Source organism: Actinoplanes oryzae, assembly GCF_030757795.1.
Lineage (GTDB): Bacteria > Actinomycetota > Actinomycetes > Mycobacteriales > Micromonosporaceae > Actinoplanes.
In genome coordinates this window covers 87149-104342 of sequence record NZ_JAUQWH010000003.1, presented here as the reverse complement: position 1 = coordinate 104342, position 17194 = coordinate 87149, and the positions used below count along the sequence as shown (strand labels likewise).

At 72.2% G+C, this 17194-nt stretch carries 14 protein-coding genes; 5 read left to right on the top strand and 9 right to left on the bottom strand.

The window, feature by feature from the left end; all coding sequences use genetic code 11:
• Positions 1-46: 46 nt before the first annotated feature.
• On the bottom strand, positions 47-1873 hold the full coding sequence (locus RBH18_RS02285; RefSeq protein ID WP_306204140.1) for a DUF4082 domain-containing protein: 1827 nt from the start codon (positions 1871-1873) through the stop codon (positions 47-49).
• Positions 1870-2733, bottom strand: coding sequence for a glycosyltransferase family 2 protein (locus RBH18_RS02280; RefSeq protein ID WP_306204139.1), 864 nt, complete (start codon positions 2731-2733; stop codon positions 1870-1872). Before RBH18_RS02280 ends, RBH18_RS02285 begins: the two co-directional genes overlap by 4 nt.
• Positions 2734-2969: 236 nt before the next feature.
• Between RBH18_RS02280 and RBH18_RS02275 the strand changes: the two genes are divergently transcribed.
• The gene (locus RBH18_RS02275) at positions 2970-3680 is read left to right on the top strand and encodes a WecB/TagA/CpsF family glycosyltransferase (RefSeq protein WP_306204138.1); all 711 of its coding nucleotides are present in this window, start codon (positions 2970-2972) and stop codon (positions 3678-3680) included.
• The gene (locus tag RBH18_RS02270) at positions 3677-4654 is read left to right on the top strand and encodes a glycosyltransferase family 2 protein (RefSeq protein ID WP_306204137.1); all 978 of its coding nucleotides are present in this window, start codon (positions 3677-3679) and stop codon (positions 4652-4654) included. Before RBH18_RS02275 ends, RBH18_RS02270 begins: the two co-directional genes overlap by 4 nt.
• Before the next feature lie 66 nt (positions 4655-4720).
• Here RBH18_RS02270 and RBH18_RS02265 read toward each other — a convergent pair whose 3' ends face one another.
• The 3 genes from RBH18_RS02265 to rfbA all read right to left on the bottom strand — a co-directional run bounded on the left by RBH18_RS02265 (position 4721) and on the right by rfbA (position 8021).
• The gene (locus RBH18_RS02265; protein WP_306204136.1) at positions 4721-6226 is read right to left on the bottom strand and encodes a sugar transferase; all 1506 of its coding nucleotides are present in this window, start codon (positions 6224-6226) and stop codon (positions 4721-4723) included.
• Between the two features lie 314 nt (positions 6227-6540).
• Positions 6541-7140, bottom strand: a complete 600-nt coding sequence (locus RBH18_RS02260) for a dTDP-4-dehydrorhamnose 3,5-epimerase family protein (protein WP_306204135.1) — start codon at positions 7138-7140, stop codon at positions 6541-6543.
• Positions 7137-8021, bottom strand: a complete 885-nt coding sequence (rfbA, locus tag RBH18_RS02255; RefSeq protein WP_306204134.1) for a glucose-1-phosphate thymidylyltransferase RfbA — start codon at positions 8019-8021, stop codon at positions 7137-7139. Before rfbA ends, RBH18_RS02260 begins: the two co-directional genes overlap by 4 nt.
• 46 nt (positions 8022-8067) lie before the next feature.
• Between rfbA and rfbB the strand changes: the two genes are divergently transcribed.
• A complete protein-coding gene (rfbB, locus tag RBH18_RS02250; RefSeq protein ID WP_306204133.1) occupies positions 8068-9042 on the top strand; it encodes a dTDP-glucose 4,6-dehydratase in 975 nt (324 codons plus the stop codon).
• Positions 9042-9866 (top strand): dTDP-4-dehydrorhamnose reductase, encoded by an 825-nt coding sequence (gene rfbD, locus RBH18_RS02245; RefSeq protein WP_306204186.1) that lies wholly within the window; start codon positions 9042-9044, stop codon positions 9864-9866. Before rfbB ends, rfbD begins: the two co-directional genes overlap by 1 nt.
• Here the strand turns inward: rfbD and RBH18_RS02240 are convergent.
• From RBH18_RS02240 to RBH18_RS02230, 3 genes are all read right to left on the bottom strand, one after another.
• Entirely contained in the window at positions 9856-11763 is a 1908-nt protein-coding gene (locus RBH18_RS02240) for a S8 family serine peptidase (protein WP_306204132.1), read from the bottom strand. The genes rfbD and RBH18_RS02240 overlap by 11 nt on opposite strands.
• A gap of 78 nt (positions 11764-11841) precedes the next feature.
• The gene (locus RBH18_RS02235) at positions 11842-13317 is read right to left on the bottom strand and encodes an AAA family ATPase (protein WP_306204131.1); all 1476 of its coding nucleotides are present in this window, start codon (positions 13315-13317) and stop codon (positions 11842-11844) included.
• Positions 13318-13372: 55 nt separating this feature from the next.
• Positions 13373-14689, bottom strand: coding sequence for a class I SAM-dependent methyltransferase (locus tag RBH18_RS02230; protein WP_306204130.1), 1317 nt, complete (start codon positions 14687-14689; stop codon positions 13373-13375).
• A 235-nt stretch (positions 14690-14924) separates the two neighbouring features.
• Here RBH18_RS02230 and RBH18_RS02225 point away from each other — a divergent pair, with 235 nt between their 5' ends.
• Entirely contained in the window at positions 14925-16445 is a 1521-nt protein-coding gene (locus tag RBH18_RS02225; protein WP_306204129.1) for an NAD(P)/FAD-dependent oxidoreductase, read from the top strand.
• On the opposite strand, the gene RBH18_RS02220 is transcribed toward RBH18_RS02225, so the two are convergent.
• Positions 16430-17137: a response regulator transcription factor gene (locus tag RBH18_RS02220; protein WP_306204128.1), complete on the bottom strand. Its 708-nt coding sequence runs from the start codon at positions 17135-17137 to the stop codon at positions 16430-16432. The genes RBH18_RS02225 and RBH18_RS02220 overlap by 16 nt on opposite strands.
• Positions 17138-17194: the final 57 nt, after the last annotated feature.

The window sequence follows — 17194 nt, the reverse complement described above, 5'->3', positions numbered from 1 at the left end:
TCCACTTCTACCCCTCAAGAGTGGTGGTTCAGTTCAGTGTCGCCGGTCAGGCTTCGATGCGATAGACGTGGTACGAGAACTCCTGCGCGAACGTGTCGGTGATCGCGCCGCCGGCGATCGGCACCTCGCGGTCCTCGAACAGGACCTCCGCGGAGGAGCCGGTGACTCCCAAGGGGAGGGTCAGCTTCTGCTCGCCCGTCCCGCCGTCGCGCCCCGGCATCGCGAAGACGTAGAACGCGCCGTCGTGCGCCTTGAGCATGGTGTCCATGCGCGGGTTCAGCTCGAAGGAGTACGACTGGGTGTTGAGCACCGGCGCCAGCTCGCGGATCCGCCGGTTGAGCTCGGTGACCACCGGCCGCACCCGGGCGCCGCAGGCGTCGCGCAGCACGTGCTGGGACACGCAGTCGCCGCCGAAGTTGTGGTTGAAGTAGAGGACCCCGCGCGCCTCGTGGATGAGCGAGTTCATGACCGCCCCGGCGACCTGGTCGCCCGTGATGGTCGGCGCGCCGGCGTCCTCGAAGGGATGGCCGACCTCGACGAAGGCGTACACCGGCTGGCGCTTGCCGTCCATGGCGTCGACCTCGCGCATCCGGTCCATCGTCCGGCCGTAGTTCGCGGCCCGGCGGCAGGTCTCCCGCGTGACGCCGATGCGCGGCCCCTCGGAGGGGGATCCGCAGACGTTCGGATCGGTGTACCAGTAGACGTCGTTGGACACCACCGTGGTCCACGCGTTGACGAACTTGCTCGCGTCGGCGTCGGACTGCCAGAACATGATGCCCTTGCCGAAGTTCGCGTAACGCATCCGCCCGTCGCCGGCCGGCAGGTCCCGGGCCAGTCTCGTCATCACGTCGAAGCCGCAGTCCTGCTTGCCCGAGCGGCAGGGCGTGCCCTCGCCGGGGTACTTGCCGGTCCACGCGCCGGTGCCGGCGCCCGCCCACATGTCCACCTCGTCGTTGAGGATCCACGCGGTGGTCTCGTCCCCGCTGCCGGGGCGCTTGTCCGCGGTCATGGCGTGCATGCCGTTGCTCCTGATGAGCTTCAGATCGGAGTCGGCGGTCAGCATCACGTACGTGTTGAGGCCCGCCGAGCGGTCCAGGTCGATGTCGGCCTGGGAGTGGACGCCCTCGTACCAGACGCCGATCGGGAAGAACTCCGGGTCGGTCCACTTCTTCGCGTACTTCGCGTAGTAGCCGGGACCGCCCTCCCACGGCACGCGCGGCAGGTCGAGGTCGGTCGCCGCGCTCGCCGCCTGCGGGGGGACCGTGCCCGGCGCCGCCATCCCGGGCGCGAACACCACGTCCACCCAGTAGTTGCTGGCCGAGAAGCTCTGGGTCGGGAAGTCGCCCTCCCCGTAGGCGTACAGCCCCGCCCCGGACGTCACCAGCGGCCCCGCCTCGGCCGCCCGGTCGGCGAACCAGCCGGAGGACACCTTGTAGCGCGACGTGTGGTACGAGACGACGTACTCGCGGCCGGGCTCGAGGCCCACCGGCGCGGGCAGCGGCACCTCCTGCCAGCCCGACGGCGACTCGTGCGCCACGTCGGCGCTCGCGAGCTTCTCGCCCTTGCCCGACCACAGCGTGACGCGGTGCGGGCCGAGGTCGCCGTCGGCCTTGAGGAAGCGTACGGCGGTCAGGGCGCCCGCCGTCCGGGTGGCGAACCGCAGGCCCAGCTCCACCGGGCGCTCGGCGGGATCCATGGTGGCGCCGGAGGTGTCCGCGGCGGTGAAGAACGAGACCGTGGCGGCCCGCGAAGGGGCCGGCGTGGCGGCCGGTGGCTCGTCGCCGCGGCGCAGCACGGCCACGGTGAGGGCCGCGACGAGCAGGACGAGAGCGGATCCGGCGGTGACGAGGATGCGGGTGCGGGTCGCCGTCACGGTCGCTTCGCCAGCGAGTCGTCCGAGCGGCGCTGCCGCGGGATCGCCGGACGCCCCCAGCCCGACCGCACGTCCCACGACGGCGACCGCCGCTTCCGCTCGGCCAGCAGCACCACGGCGACATAGACGACCGCCGCCGGGGCGAGCCACGGCCGGCGCAGCACGACGTCGCGCAGCCACGAGGTGTTGTCCGGGGCCGCCGCCGCCCGGAACGGGCTGGTCGCCAGGTAGCGCCGGAACTCGTCGTTGCCGTCGCGGGCCCGGGCGACCCGGCGGATCAGGTCGCCGGCCGTCCGCGGGGCCACCACGCGTACCGGCACGTCGATCTCGGTCTTCTCCCCGGGCGCGACCACCGCGTCGAGGAACATGTCGTCCGCGGTCAGCGGCGGGAAGTCGGTGAACCGGGCGCGGGCCGCCGCGGAGAGCGCGATGACGCCCCGCCCGAAGAGCCGTCCGCGGAAGACCGGCAGGCGCGAGTTGACGGCGTAGTAGGCGCGCACCGGCCAGGTGCTGCCCGTGGCGTCGACGACCGGCCGGGGGACCGCCGCCTCGATGCCCGGCCGCGCCACGGCCTCGGCCAGCCGCCGGATCAGCTCCGGGCTCGCGGGCACGTCGGCGTCCAGGTAGACGCGCACGTCGCCGGTGGCCACCCGGTCCGCCGCGGTGAGGGCGGCGGACTTCGACGGCGTGGCGATCTCGACCACGCGCGCGCCCAGCTCCCGGGCGGTCTCCGCGGTGCGGTCGGTGCAGCCGTTGGCGGCGACGACGATCTCCCGCACCTGGCTGCCGGCCAGGCGTCGCAGGGCAATTCCGATCCCGGTCTCCTCGTTGAAGGCAGGGATCAGCACGCTGACGGTCATGCTGTGATGCTGGCGCCCGTATTCGCCGGCGGGAATGGGGTGAATGGACGAGGGCTTATCGCATAGTCGACACACGGATCGGCCGAACGTCGCCTTGCCGCGATCGTCTCCGTCGATAGGTTGCTGATGTGAAGGTGACTCAGGAAGCCTCCGATTCCCTTGTCCCGCAACGAGTTCCGGTCTTGTTGTCAAGTGTCCAATTTGACCCCCTGCGTCAGGCGGAGGTGGTCACGCGGGTGCTCGACGAGCTGGCCGCCGGGCGCGGCGGGAATATCGTCACGCCCAATGTGGACATTCTTCGCCGAGTCGTGCGAGACGCCGAATCCCGGCACCTTCTGGAATCGTCCGAAATCGTGGTGGCCGACGGCAAACCCCTCGTCTGGGCCAGCCGGATAGCCGGAAGTCCCCTGCCCGAACGGGTGGCCGGCGCGGATCTCATCTGGAGCATTTCCGCCGGGATGGCCGAGGCGGGCCGCAGCGTCTATCTGCTCGGCGGCGAGCCCGGCACCGCGAGCCGCGCCGCGGACGTGCTGCGGGAACGGTTCCCGGCCCTGAAGGTCGCGGGACAGCTGAGCCCGTCGCTGGGCTTCGACACCCGCCCGCAGGAGTACGCGGAGGTCTGCGCCGAGGTCGCCGGGACCGCCCCGGACTTCGTGTTCGCGGGCTTCGGCTTCCCCAAGCAGGAGCGCGTCATCGCCCGGCTGCGCCCGGAGCTGCCCCAGACCTGGTTCATGGGCTGCGGTGCCGCGATCGGCTTCGTGGCGGGCGTGCATTCGCGGGCCCCGGGCTGGATGCAGGAGCGCGGCCTGGAATGGGTGCACCGGCTGGTCAGCGAGCCACGCCGGCTCATGCGCCGCTATCTCGTCGACGACGTGCCGTTCGCCGTGCGGCTGCTGGCCGGCAGCGCCCGGGCCCGCGTCCGGGGCGCCGCGGGGGTGTCCCGGTGAGCCGGCCCGACGTCTCCGTCGTCGTCGTCTCCTACAACACCAGCGAGCTGACCCGCCGCTGCCTGCGCGAGCTGATCGCCAGCCGCACCCCCGACGTGACGTTCGACATCACGGTGGTGGACAACGCCTCCTCCGACGACTCCGCCGGCGCGATCGCCCGGGACTTCCCCGGCGTGCGGCTGATCCGGTTGACGGACAACGTCGGCTGGGGGCGGGGCATCAACCGCGGAGCAGCCGCCAGTACGGGACGGCACCTGCTCTTCCTCAACCCGGACACCGTGCCGGTGGGGCACCCGGTGACCGAGCTCGCCCGCTTCGCGCGGCAGCACCCCGGCAACCGGGTCTACACCGGGCGCACGCTGCACGCCGACGGCACCGACGACATGTTCTGCGCGTGGGGCCTGCCGAGCCTGCGCGGCTACGCGGGCTTCGCCACCGGGCTGTCCACGGTCTTCGCGGGCAGCCGGTGGCTCAACCCCGAGGGTCTGCCCGGCTACGACCGGCGCAGCGCCCGCGAGGTCCCGGCCGTGTCGGGCTGCTGCATGTTCGTCGACCGCGAGCTCTTCGACGAGCTGGGCGGCTTCGACCCCCAGTACTTCCTCTACAGCGACGACATCGACCTGTGCACGCGAGCAGCGGCGCTGGGCGCGCGCCCGGTGGTGGTGCCCGATGCAGCCGTCGTGCACGTGGGGGGCGCCTCGTCGAGCTCCGAGGGGCAGCGCATCAAGATTCTGCGCGGCAAGGCTACGTACGTACGCAATCATTGGTCGTCTCCCCGCGCCCGGCTCGCGCTGTCGCTGATGAAGGCGGGGGTGGGGTTGCGGGCGGCCGGAAAGGCCGTGCTGGGCCGCGATCGCGCGCGGGGGGTCGACTGGGCCGCGGTGTGGCGCGAGCGGGCCGTGTGGTCCGCGGGGTGGCCGCCCGTCGACGAGCCCCGCCCGCCGCGCAGCGCGCTGGTTTCCAGCACGCACTGACCTTCCCCTGTCGCACCGCACAAAGAAGGGCCGGCTCCGCTGGGGAGCCGGCCCTTCCGCTGTCGCTCAGTAGGCGCCGGAGCTGCGCAGGACGGCGCTCAGCGTGCGGCCGAGGATGGCCAGGTCCATGGCGAGGGACCAGTTCTCGACGTACGTGAGGTCGAGCCGGATCGACTCCTCCCACGACAGATCCGAACGGCCCGACACCTGCCACAGGCCGGTCAGGCCGGGCTTGACCACGAGCCGCCGGCGCATGTCCGCCGGATAGCCGGCCACCTCGCGGGCCAGCGGCGGCCGCGGGCCGACCAGCGACATGTCGCCCTTGAGCACGTTGACCAGCTGGGGCAGCTCGTCGAGCGAGAAGCGGCGCAGCCACCGGCCGACGGGCGTGATGCGCGGGTCCTCGCGCATCTTGAACAGCTCGCCGTCGCTCTCGTTGCGGTCGCGCAGCTCGGCCAGGATCGCCTCGGCGTTCACCACCATCGTGCGGAACTTGAAGAGCGTGAACGGCTGCCCGTCCTTGCCGACCCGCTCCTGCCGGAACACCACCGGGCCGCGCCCGCCCGGTCCGGTGGCGACCAGCAGCGCCACGACGGCGAGCACCGGCGCGGCGAGGAGCAGCAGCGCCAGGGCGCCGACCCGGTCGAAGGCGGCCTTGATGACCCGGGTGCTGCCCTTGAGCCGCGGATGCTCGACGTGCAGCATCGGCAGGCCGTCCACCGGGCGGATCGTCGTGCGGTCGCCGGCCACGTCGACCAGGGTGCTCGCGAGGATGAGGTCGATGTCGTCGCGCTCGAGCTGCCAGGCGAGCCGGCGCAGCGCGACACCGTCGATCTCGGGGCAGGACAACACGACCACGGTGTCCGCACCGGACAGTGCGACGGCCGCGGCGACCCCCTCGAAGGTGCCGTAGACCGGTGGCAGCCCCGGCGGGGCCTCGACGGGAGCGCCGGGCGGCAGGCAGGCGCCGACGATGCCGAGCCCGTGGTGGCTCTCGTGGCGCAGCCGCCGGGTCATGTCGGCGACGGCCCGGGCGTGCCCCACCAGGACGACGCGGTGCAGCCGCTCGCCGCGGGACCAGCTGCGGTGCAGCAGCCGGCGCAGCGCGAAGCGGGCGACGACCCCGGCGAGCGTGGCCAGCGGGACCGCGATGATCACGTATCCGCGCGCCAGCCGCAGGTCGAACGCGAACGAGACAATGGCCAGCGTCGCGGTCAGCCCGAGGCCGGACCGGACCACCCGCGCGTATTCGTCGGTGCCCACGAACAAATGTCGTGCCTCGTACGCTCGGTTCAGCGCGAGCACGCTTGTCCAGGCCAGCGGGAAAAGCAGCGTGAGCAGTAAGTACTCGTGGAGGAACGGATGCGCCGGCGCGGGACCGAAACGCAGGAACAATGCCGCCGACGCGGCGGTGATGCCGACCGCCACGTCCACCATCAGGGCGGCGAGCACGTAGCGGGTGCGCCAGCCGGTGGTGGTCGCCGGCCCTCGGTAGCGGGTGTCGAGATCGGGGTTGAACTGGGGTTTCACCTCGATGGTGTCGACGGCCGAGAACGGATCGATCGTCTGCACGCCTGTCCTCCGTGATCGGCTGCGGTGAGGGGCAGCCAGAGCTCGGGTCCCCGCGGGGCGCGTGGCGGCGCCGGGGGGACGGGTCCCCGGCGGTGCCCCGGGACCTACTTAAAAGACTGCTAAGAAACCTCGGGCGGCGCCTCACCCTATCGTTCGAGACGAATGGCGAATCGGATGATGCGAGGAACGCTCGGGGGCAAGGTGCCCGGATCGGACGAACCCGATCCGGGCCGTACAAGCCGTGCCTGAATGGCGCCCTCGCTTATCTCGGCGATAGCTGGACGTCAATAGAACCTACGGAGATTTGGTTTGTATTAAATCCGACGCTTTGTTTCGATGAACGCCGAACAATCCGCGAGGGTCGGCAGCAGCCCCGCGGCGGCCGCGGCCGCGAGCGACGGCGCCGCGGCATCCTTTGTGGACAGCAGCGGGGTGTCGGCGGGCCAGGGGATGCCCAGTTCCGGGTCGAGCGGGTCGATGCCGTGCTCGTGCCCGGGCCGGTAGGTGCTCGAGCAGAGGTACGCCACCGTCGCCCCCTCGGTCAGCGCGCAGAAGCCGTGCCCCAGGCCCTCGGCCAGATAGACGGCGCGCCGGTCCCTGTCGTCCAGCGTCACGCTCTCCCAGGCGCCGAAGGTGGGGGAACCGACCCGCAGATCCACCACCACGTCCAGGATCGCGCCGGTCACGCAGGTCACGTACTTCGCCTGCCCCGGCGGCACGTCGGCGAAGTGGATGCCGCGGACCGAGCCCCGGGCCGACGTGGAGAGGTTCGCCTGCGCGAGGTCGAGCGGGTGGCCCACGGCGGCGGCGAGCGCGTCGAAGCGGTACCACTCCAGGAACGTGCCGCGCGCGTCGCCGTGCTGCACCGGGGTCACCTCGAACGCCCCCTCGACGGCCAGCGGACGCACCTTCACAGCACACCTCCGTACGGCCCGGAGGCCAGCAACCGCAGCAGATAGTCGCCGTAGCCGCTCTTCAGCAACGGCTGCGCCAGCTCCCGCAGCCGGTCGTCGTCGATGAACCCGAGGCGCCACGCGGCCTCCTCGACGCAGCCGACCTTCAAGCCCTGCCGCTCCTCGATGACCCGGACGTACTCGGAGGCCTGCACCATGGACTGGAACGTGCCCGTGTCCAGCCACACGGTGCCGCGGTCGAGGACGGTCACGTCGAGCTTGCCGCGCCGCAGGTACTCCTCGTTGACGGCGGTGATCTCCAGCTCGCCGCGCTCGCTGGGCGTCAGGCCGGCCGCGATGTCCGCGACGTCGCCGTCGTAGAAGTAGAGGCCCGGCACGACGTACGTGCTCTTCGGCTTCTCGGGCTTCTCCTCGATGGACACCACCTTGCCGGTGTCGTCGAACTCCACCACGCCGTAGCGGTGCGGGTCGGCCACCGGGTACGCGAACACGCGCCCCCCGTCCGGCCGGGCGAACCGGGCCAGCTGCCGCCCGAGCCCCGGGCCGTGGAAGATGTTGTCGCCGAGCACGAGCGCGACCGGCTCGCCGGCGAGGAAATCGGCACCGATCCGGAAGGCCTGGGCGATGCCGTCGGGCTCGGGTTGCCGCGCATAGGAAATGGCGAGCCCGAGCCGGCTGCCGTCGCCCAGCAGGCGCTCGAAATGGGGCTGGTCCTCCGGCGTCGTGATCACGAGAATCTCCCGGATCCCGGCCGACACCAGCGTGGTCAGCGGATAGTAGATCATCGGTTTGTCGAAGATCGGCATGAGCTGTTTGGACATGGCCCTCGTGATCGGCCAGAGCCGCGAGCCGGTGCCACCGGCGAGCAGGATTCCACGCACGGCTTCACGCTATGCGGCGGCCGCCCGGCCGGTACACTCGCCAGTCGTGCGGATTTTCGTGACCGGCGGCGCCGGATTCATCGGATCGGCCTATGTACGCGCCCTCCTGCGGGATGAATTCCCCGGTGCGGCGGGCGCGTCCGTGACTGTTCTGGACCTGTTGTCCTATTCGGGCAATCGTGCGAACCTCCCCTCCTCCCCACGCCTCGATTTCGTGCGGGGCGACATCGGCGACGCCGATCTCGTGCGGCAGCTGCTCCCGGGTCACGACGCGGTGGTGCATTTCGCCGCCGAGTCGCATGTGGACCGCTCGATCGCCGGCGCGCTCCCGTTCGTCACCACCAACGTGCTCGGCACCCAGGTGCTGCTCGATGCGGCGCGCGCCGCCGGGGTCGGGCGTTTCCTGCACGTGTCCACCGACGAGGTGTACGGATCCATCGACCAGGGCTCGTGGACCGAGACGTGGCCCCTCGCCCCCAACTCGCCGTACGCGGCGTCGAAGGCCGGCTCGGACCTGCTGGCCCTCGCCGCGCACCGCACCCACGGCATGGACGTCGTGGTGACCCGCTGCTCCAACAACTACGGGCCCTACCAGTTCCCCGAGAAGGTCATCCCGCTCTTCGTCACCAACCTGCTCGACGGCGAACCGGTCCCGCTCTACGGCGACGGCGGCAACATCCGCGACTGGCTGCACGTCTCCGACCACTGCCGCGGGATCCAGCTCGCCCTGGAGAAGGGCCGCGCCGGCGAGGTCTACCACATCGGCGGCGGCACCGAGCTGTCGAACAAGGAGCTGACCGGCAAGCTGCTCGAGGCGTGCGGCGCCGGCTGGGACAGCGTGCGCCCGGTGACCGACCGCAAGGGCCACGACCGGCGCTACTCGCTGGACATCACGAAGATCAGCGCGGAGCTCGGGTACGCCCCGCAGATCACGCTCGAGGCCGGGCTCGCCTCCACCGTCGCCTGGTACCGCGACCATCGCGACTGGTGGGAGCCGCTGAAGAACCGGGCCGCCCGCTGATGCGCTGGCTCGTCACCGGCGCCGGCGGCATGCTCGGCCGGGATGTGTGCGACGTGCTGGCCGGTGCCGACGTCATCGCCGCGACCCGGTCGGACCTCGACATCACCGACGCGGCGGCGGTCCGTGCGGCGGTCGCCGGTGTGGATGTGGTGGTGAACACGGCCGCATGGACCGATGTCGACGGGGCCGAGACCGACCGATCTGCCGCGGTGGCGGTCAACGGGGACGCTGTCGCCGGGCTCGCCGCCGTAGCGGGGAAGCGCCTGATCCACATCTCCACGGACTACGTGTTCCCGGGCACGGCGGCTTCTCCGTACGCGGAGGACGCGCCCGTGGATCCCGTCAACGCCTACGGACATGCCAAGGCCGCGGGGGAGCGGGCCGTGCTGGCCCACGGCGGATACGTGGTGCGGACGGCGTGGCTCTACGGCGAGCATGGGCCGAACTTCGTGCGCACGATGTTGCGGCTGGCCGGGTCCCACGACACCGTCGACGTGGTCACCGATCAGCAGGGGCCGCCGACGTGGTCGCTCGCCCTCGCCCGGCAGCTGGTCGCCCTGGCGACGTCGGCCGCGCCGCCCGGCGTCTATCACGGCACCGCGGCCGGCTCCACGACGTGGCACGGGCTGGCGCGGGCGGTGTTCGAGGAGGCCGGGCTGGATCCTTCCCGGGTCCGGCCGACGACGAGCGACCGGTTCCGGCGTCCCGCCCGCCGGCCGGCCTACAGCGTGCTCGGCCACGACCGGTGGGCCGGGACGGGCGTCGCGCCGCTGCCGCACTGGCGGGCCATGCTCGCGGCGGCGATGCCCGTGCTCAGGCCTTGACCGTCGCGCTGGTCGTGGCGGCCAGGGTGGTCGTCGCGGGGACGAGCACGCGGTAGCGGGCGCCGGCGACGAGGTTGCGCACCGTGCGGCTGGTCGCGGCCGCGTAGGATCCGGCCGTCCGCCAGCTGGATCCGGTCCAGCGCTGGAGCTGCACGCGCTGCCCGCCGACGCCGGCCATCGTGATCCGGACGGTGTGCACGCCGGTGCGGGTGACGGCGACGCGCGGACGTACCGAGTAGGTCGTCACCGCCGAGGTCACGGCGACCGAGGTGGCGGTGGCGGGCACGGTGAGCCGGACCGCGCGGGCGGCCGTCGCGGTGGCGGACACCGTCACGGTGCCGCCGGATGTCGTCACGCCGGTCGTGCATGCGAAGGCCTTGCCGGCGGTCGACGTGCAGATCCGCACCGGGTGGCCGCCCATCGCCCTGCCCCCGCCGGTGACGGTCCAGCGGGTGGTGATCCGGTCGCCGTAGTTCACGACCCGGGTGCCGGCGACGACTGTGACGACCGGGGTCAGCTGGGGCGCGGGCGTCGCCGGGGCCGAGGTCGCGGTGGCCGTCGGGAGCGGGGTGTGCGTCGCGGTGGGGGAGGGCGTGACGGTGGTCGGGCTCGGCGCCGGGGTGGCGCTCGCCGGGGTGGTCGCTGGGATGGTGGTCGCCGGGGTGGTTGCGGGGGCGGTGGTCGCCGGGGCGGCCGCCGTCAGGGCCGCGAGGGCGTCGATGCGGCCGTACCCGGAGCTGGTGTCCCTGCCGTCGGCCCCGAGATCCACGGCGGTGTCCTCGAGGATCCGCTCGATGTCGTCCGGGGTCCAGGCCGGCCGGTACGCCCGCAGCAGCGCGGCCACCGCGGCGACGTGCGGCGACGCCATGGACGTGCCGCTCTCGGTCGCGTAGCCGCCCAGGCTCGTGGGGTAGGTGCTGAGGATGCCGTTGCCCGGCGCGGCCACGTCGACGTAGCTGCCCCGGGTCGAGTAGGCGGCGACCTGGTCCGACGAGTCGGTGGCGGCGGCCGCGATCACGCCCGCGTCGGCGCCCGGGTAGCTGACCGGGCTGCCCTTCTGCCCGTCGTTGCCCGCGGCGGCGACCACGGTGACGCCCCTGCCCCGCGCGTACGCGACCGCCTGCGTCACCGCCGTCAGCTGCGTCGTGGATCCCAGCGACAGGTTGATGACATCCGCGCCGTGGTCGGCCGCGTACACGATGCCGGTCGCGACGTCCGACATGTCGCCGCTGCCGTCCGCGTCGAGCACCCGGACCGGCAGGATCCGGGCCTCGGGTGCGACCGAGGAGACGCCCACCCCGTTGCCGGTCAGCGCGGCGATCGTGCCCGCCACGTGCGTGCCGTGGCCGTGGGGATCGGTGCTGGTCCCGGACGTGCCGGCCACCAGGTCGATCCCCGGCAGCACCTGTCCCGCCAGATCCGGATGCCCGGCGTCCACCCCGGTGTCGATCACCGCGACGACCACCCCGGCGCCGGTCGACCGCTGCCACGCCCCGGCCGCGCCGATCGTGGCCAGATCCCACTGGCTCGCCCGGTAGGGATCCGGCCCGGCCGGCGCCTCCAGGGTGCGCGCGACGGCATCGATCTCGCCCCCGTCGCGTACCAGCTCCCGCGCGGCCGCCCGGTCGGTCACCGTCCGCACCTCGATCACCGGCCGCCCGGCGCCGTCGAGCACCGTGCTGACCACCCGCGCGGGCCGCCGCTGCGACACCACGGCCGGGATCAGCGCCTCGGCCCGGGCCGCCGTCCGCGTCCCCGCCGCCGATGCCACCGGTGCCGCTACCGCTGCCGCCACCGGTGCCGCCGCGGTTTCCGCCGGCGGCGCGCCGGCCGCGGTCGTCAGCGCCCCGGCCACCGTCGTGACCGCGAGCGCACCTGCCAGGGATCGAGCTGCCACCGTCTTCCGCACAAGCCAACAGTCGGCCGCAACCGTGCGCCCCCGGTGCCGCCCGAGGGGCAACCAGGTTGCGGCGCCTCAGCGGTAGAGGTCCGCGACCCCGGCGAGCACGATCCGGTCGTCCGCCTGCGCGGCGGCAATCAGCTCATCGCTGAAGCCGGCCCCGGAGAAGCAGGCCAGCCGGGCCCGCTCGGCACCGAGCCGCCCCTGCGCCACCAGCAGCGCACGGATGCGACGCAACCGCTCGAGATGGCCGAGCCCCATTGTCTCGCCCCACTTCGCCTCGCCCACCGCCAGCAACGGCCGGCGGCTGTCGTCATCCAGGCCGAAGACCGCAAGATCCACCTCGTACGTGGTGCGCCGGCCAGGATCGTTGACGGTGCCGCTGCCGACCTCGTTCGGGAAGTCGCCGAACAGCTCCTCGGGCGCCATGTGCCGGGACCATTCCCGGCAGATGTGCTCGAAGTGCGGTCCGAGGATGCCACCCGAGAAGCGCCGGGCGGACCGCTGCCACAGCCGGGTCGCGTCCCGGGTGTGCTCGAGGTCGGCCCAGATCGGCCGCATGACGCCGTGATAGAAGGTCACCAGCGGCTCGGCGATGCGGAACCGGGTGCGATTGGCCTTGAAGACATCCGGCTCGCGGGTGATGAGCCCGCAGTCCTCCAGCACGGTGAGCGGATGCGCCAGGTCGCCGGACTTCCGCCCGAGAAAGGACGCGATGCCGCCCCGCTGCGTATTCCCGGCAGCGATGGCGGCGAGCACGGAATGGTAGAGCCCCGCGTCGTGCAGCTCGGGCTCGTCCGCGAGCAGGTAACGCGCTTCCCGGAAAAGCGGGCTGGCGGGGGAGAGCACTGTCCGCACCACCCAGGCGTCGAAGTCGTCCGGACCGGCCGGGGTGTCGTCGCGGGCGAACTCCCGGCGATAGGCGGGTGTGCCCCCGACGATCGCGTTCGCCTTGAGCGCGGTGACAGGGTCCTCGATGCCCCAGAACTCCGCCGCCAGCTGGTGGTCGAGCGTCGGCACGATCAGCTCGAGACCGGCCCGGCCGCGCAGCGGAGCGTTGCCGCTGAGCAGCCGGCCCATGAAGGACATGGCCGATCCGCACAGCAGCACCCTCGCCCGGCTGGTGTCGCGCTCCGGACGCAGGGGCGCGAGTGCGTTCTGGATGATCGACGGCAACTGAGGGTTGGCCCGCACCAGGTACGGGAACTCGTCGATCACGACCGGGATCTGCTGCTCTCGCCCGAGCGCCAGCAGCGCGTCGACGGCCGCGTGCCAGGTTGCGAAGGAGAAGGCCGCCGGAGCGCGCAAGTGCTCGGCCAGCATCGCACCGAGCCGGTCGAGGGACTCGCGGTCCGTCGCCTCGTCGGCCGCGAAGTAGAAGCCGCCGGTGGCCCGGCACAGCGCGCGCAGCAGGAAGGTCTTGCCCTGCCGCCGGCGGCCGGACACCACGCCGAGAGTCGCTCCCGGCACGGGATCAGTGGCGAAGGCGGTCAGGGCGCGCCACTCCGGCTCCCGATCGAACATCTCGGCCGGCCGAGGAACCTGGACCATGGACACCATCTTTCATAGGTCCAGTTATCATAACTGAACTTATGAAAGCTCGACGTCACGTGTTGAGGGGGCGGCGGGCGACGAAGAGGACGTGGGTGACCGGCCAGTCGACCGGGTCGCCCGCCGGGGTGGTCAGGGCGGCGACCGGGGCCAGGCGGTTGTCGACGATCCAGTCGTTGCGGGTGGTCGCCGAGGCCGGGTCGAGCTCGAAGCCCACGTCGGCCAGCAAGCTCTTCCAGTCGGCGAACTCGAAGCCGCAGAACTGCTCCCTGGTCTCCGACAGCCAGTTGTCCGAGTAGTCCTTGCGCGTCAGGAAGTCCATGGCGTCGCCCAGCGTCAGCTCGACCGTGGTGTCCGAGACGGGACGGTAGGAGAACGGGAAGGCGTAGTCGGCGGCGAACTGGTCGAGGCGGGCCCGGGTGGAGAGGCCGGCCACGTGCGAGGCCACCTCCGCGGAGTCCAGTTCCGCCAGGTCGTGGCGTACGGGAAGGGACAGGCCGTCGTCGGCACGCAGGGTGAGGTGGACCGGGCGGTCCCGCCCGTCGGGCCCACAGACGTCGCTGTTGATCCAGACGCCGCCGGGCGCGGTGTGGTCGTAGATGGCCTGGGCGAAGGCGCGCAGCGACGCCTCCCGCGACCCGTACGACCAGATCTCGTGCGTGAGCGCGAACGTCAGCGTCGTGTCCACCGACCGGGGCGGCAGGACGGCGCCGCCGAGCACGTTGCGGCGGTAGAAGTAGACGTTGGCGTTGCGGAAGACGCCCTGGGCCTTCTTGTGGACGCACTCCTCGTAGAGGTGGCGGGCGATCTCGACGCCGATCAGGTCGCTCTCGCGCAGCGCGGGCTCGCGGTCGGCCTCCTCGAGCACGGCACCGGCGCCGCAGCCGATGTCGACGATCCGCCCGGGCCGCACGTGCGCGCGCACCGTCTGCCACTTGCGGTGGGCGGCATCCGCGAAGGCCTCCGCGTACGTCCGGTAGTCCCGCGTCGGGGTCAGCCCGCCCTCGTCGCCGACGACCGGGTCGTTGACCACCGAGCGTACGGAATCGGTCAGCTGGTAGCGGTCGAACACGTCGACGGTCGCCTGGTGGGCCAGCTCGCGCCACGTCTCGTCGCCGGCGGCCAGGCGCAGCAGCACGTCCCACGGGCGCTCGGGCTCCGGGGAGATGCCGTCCTCGACGGGGGCGATCGTGAAGCCGAGGGCGGCGTACAGGGCGGCGACGGCGGGGGTCGAGCACGCCACGACCGTGTTCGCCGAGGTGAGCGTCAGCCCCGTGGCGACCGTCACGTTCTTGAGGGTCACCTCGGCGAAGCGGTCGGTGGGCGCGGTGTCGAAGACCGGCACGACCAGGGAACGCAGGCCGGTGAGCACGCTGAACCGCTCGATCGCGGCCTCGCGGCGATGGAACGGAACTGGGTTCCGCTTCGTATTCGCATGATTGGCGGACGTTACCGCCCATATGATCGTCGCATCGGGGAAACCGGCCAGACACCTCGCCTGGAACCTGGTTAGGACATGGTGGCGACCGGGGAAAAGGACGAACTGAGACTCCACGTCTCGTTGATACCGTACGACTTGGCGCACCAGAGGACCGGAGGCCCGGAAAATGGCTGAACGCACTGCTCACCGCCACCGTGTGGTGATCGTCGGCGCCGGATTCGGCGGGCTCTTCGCCTGCAAGCAGCTCAAGCACGCCGACGTGGACATCACGCTCATCAACGGCACCGCCTACCACCTGTTCCAGCCGCTGCTCTACCAGGTGGCCACCGGCATCCTGTCCGAGGGCGAGATCGCCCCGCCGATCCGCGAGATCCTGCGCAAGCAGGACAACGTCGACGTGCGGCTGGGCTGGGTCACGGACGTCGACGTGGCGAACAAGGTCGTCTCCGTCGAGGCGCCCGACATCAAATACACGGTCGAGTACGACACGCTGATCGTGGGCGCCGGCGCCTCGCAGTCCTACTTCGGCAACGACCACTTCGCCGATCACGCGCCCGGCATGAAGAGCATCGACGACGCGCTCGAGCTGCGCGCCCGGATCTTCGGCGGGTTCGAGCTGGCCGACCTGCAGACCGACCCGGCCGAGCAGGAGCGCTGGATGACCTTCGTGGTCGTCGGCGCCGGCCCCACCGGCGTCGAGATGGCCGGGCAGATCGCCGAGCTGGCCCACCGCAACCTGGTCGGGCAGTTCAAGCACATCGACACCCGCAAGGCCCGGATCATCCTGATCGACGCGGTCGACGCGGTGCTCAAGACCTTCGGCGACGCGCTGTCCACCCGCGCGCTCAAGCAGCTGCACGAGCTGGGCGTCGAGGTCGAGCTGGAGACCAAGGTCGTCAACGTCGACTCCACCGGCATCGAGGTCGAGACCAAGCGCGGCCACGAGCGCATCGAGTCGCGCACGAAGATGTGGGCCGCCGGCGTCGCCGCCCCGCCGCTGGCCAAGAAGCTCGCCGCCGCCGCGGGCGCGCAGACCGACCGGGCCGGCCGGATCATGGTCGAGCCCGACTGCACGCTGCCCGGGCACCCGGAGATCTTCGCGGTCGGCGACATGATGGCCCTCGACCGGCTCCCGGGCGTCGCGCAGGTCGCCATCCAGAGCGGCACGCACGCGGCCAAGCAGATCCAGCGCCGGCTGGCGGGCAAGGAGAGCGGCCAGAAGTTCGAGTACTTCGACAAGGGCAGCATGGCGACCGTCTCCCGGTTCCACGCCGTGGCCAGCGTCGGCAAGATCCACCTGTCCGGCTTCCTCGCCTGGCTGATGTGGCTTGCGGTGCACGTGTTCTACCTGGTCGGCTTCAAGAACAGGTTCACGACCGTCGTGCACTGGTTCGTCAGCTTCCTGGGCCGCGGGCGCTCCGAGCGGGTGGCGACCTTCCAGCAGTCGTACGCCCGGATGGCCATCCGCGCGTACGGCGACCCGTTCGAGCGGCGGCGCGAGCTCGAGGCGCGGGAGGCTGCGGCGCGCGCCGCGGCGGCCGGGGCCTCGGACGCGGCTGCCTCCAAGGCGACGGAGCCGGTGCCGGCGTCGACCACGGAGTCGACCGCCGAGAAGGGCGCTCCCGTGGCGGACGGCAAGAGCACGTCGAAGCCGCAGCCGGCCAAGGCGGGTCAGAGCAGGCGGTAGGCCAGGCCCGCGGCGGGCTCGATCAGCGGGCCCAGCTTGCGGCGCAGGGCCGCCACGCAGAGGGCGACGATGTCGGTGCGCCCGCCGGGCAGGCGGGCGGCCAGCTCGGCGGCGGCCACGGGTTCCCCGGCGGCGGCCGCCAGGGTGCGCAGCACGTCGAACTCGGCGGCGGTCAGCGGGATCGTCTCGCCCCCGCGGCGGACGGTCCGGTCGGCCGGGCGCAGCTCCAGGTCGCCGGCGCGCAGCACGGCGGCGGGCGCCGGGCCCTGCCCCGGGACGGCCGGGGTCAGCAGCTCACGCACGTGCGCGACGAGGTCGTCGATGCCGAAGGGCTTCGTCAGGTAGGCGTCGGCGCCCGCCCGCAGCCCGGCCGCGCGATCCTCCTCGGCGTCGCGCGCGGTCACGAACATCGCCGGCAGCCCGGGCCGCTCGGCGCGCAGCCGGCCCAGCAGCTCCCTGCCGTCGAGGTCGGGCAGCATCATGTCGAGCAGCACCGCATCGGGCGGGAACAGCGCGGCGAGCTCCAGGGCGGCAGCCCCGTCCGCGGCGCTGCGCACCTCCCAGCCCTCGTAGCTCAGGGCCAGGGTGAGCAGCTCGGTGAGGGCCGGCTCGTCGTCGACCACCAGGATCCGTGCGGGCCGGCCGGGGTCGCTGTGGCGGCTGCCCGGGGCGGTCGATGTCACCGTTGTCATGACATGAATCGTCGGCCCGGGGCTTGTGCCCGCCCTGAGCCGACCTTGTGGGGATCC

Excerpts from the sequence above, each read along its gene's own strand:
- RBH18_RS02280 (WP_306204139.1), bottom strand. The coding sequence starts at position 2,733 with ATGACCGTCAGCGTGCTGATCCCTGCCTTCAACGAGGAGACCGGGATC.
- rfbD (WP_306204186.1), top strand. The coding sequence starts at position 9,042 with ATGCGCTGGCTCGTCACCGGCGCCGGCGGCATGCTCGGCCGGGATGTG.
- RBH18_RS02235 (WP_306204131.1), bottom strand. The coding sequence starts at position 13,317 with ATGGTCCAGGTTCCTCGGCCGGCCGAGATGTTCGATCGGGAGCCGGAG.
- RBH18_RS02225 (WP_306204129.1), top strand. The coding sequence starts at position 14,925 with ATGGCTGAACGCACTGCTCACCGCCACCGTGTGGTGATCGTCGGCGCC.
- RBH18_RS02220 (WP_306204128.1), bottom strand. The coding sequence starts at position 17,137 with ATGACAACGGTGACATCGACCGCCCCGGGCAGCCGCCACAGCGACCCC.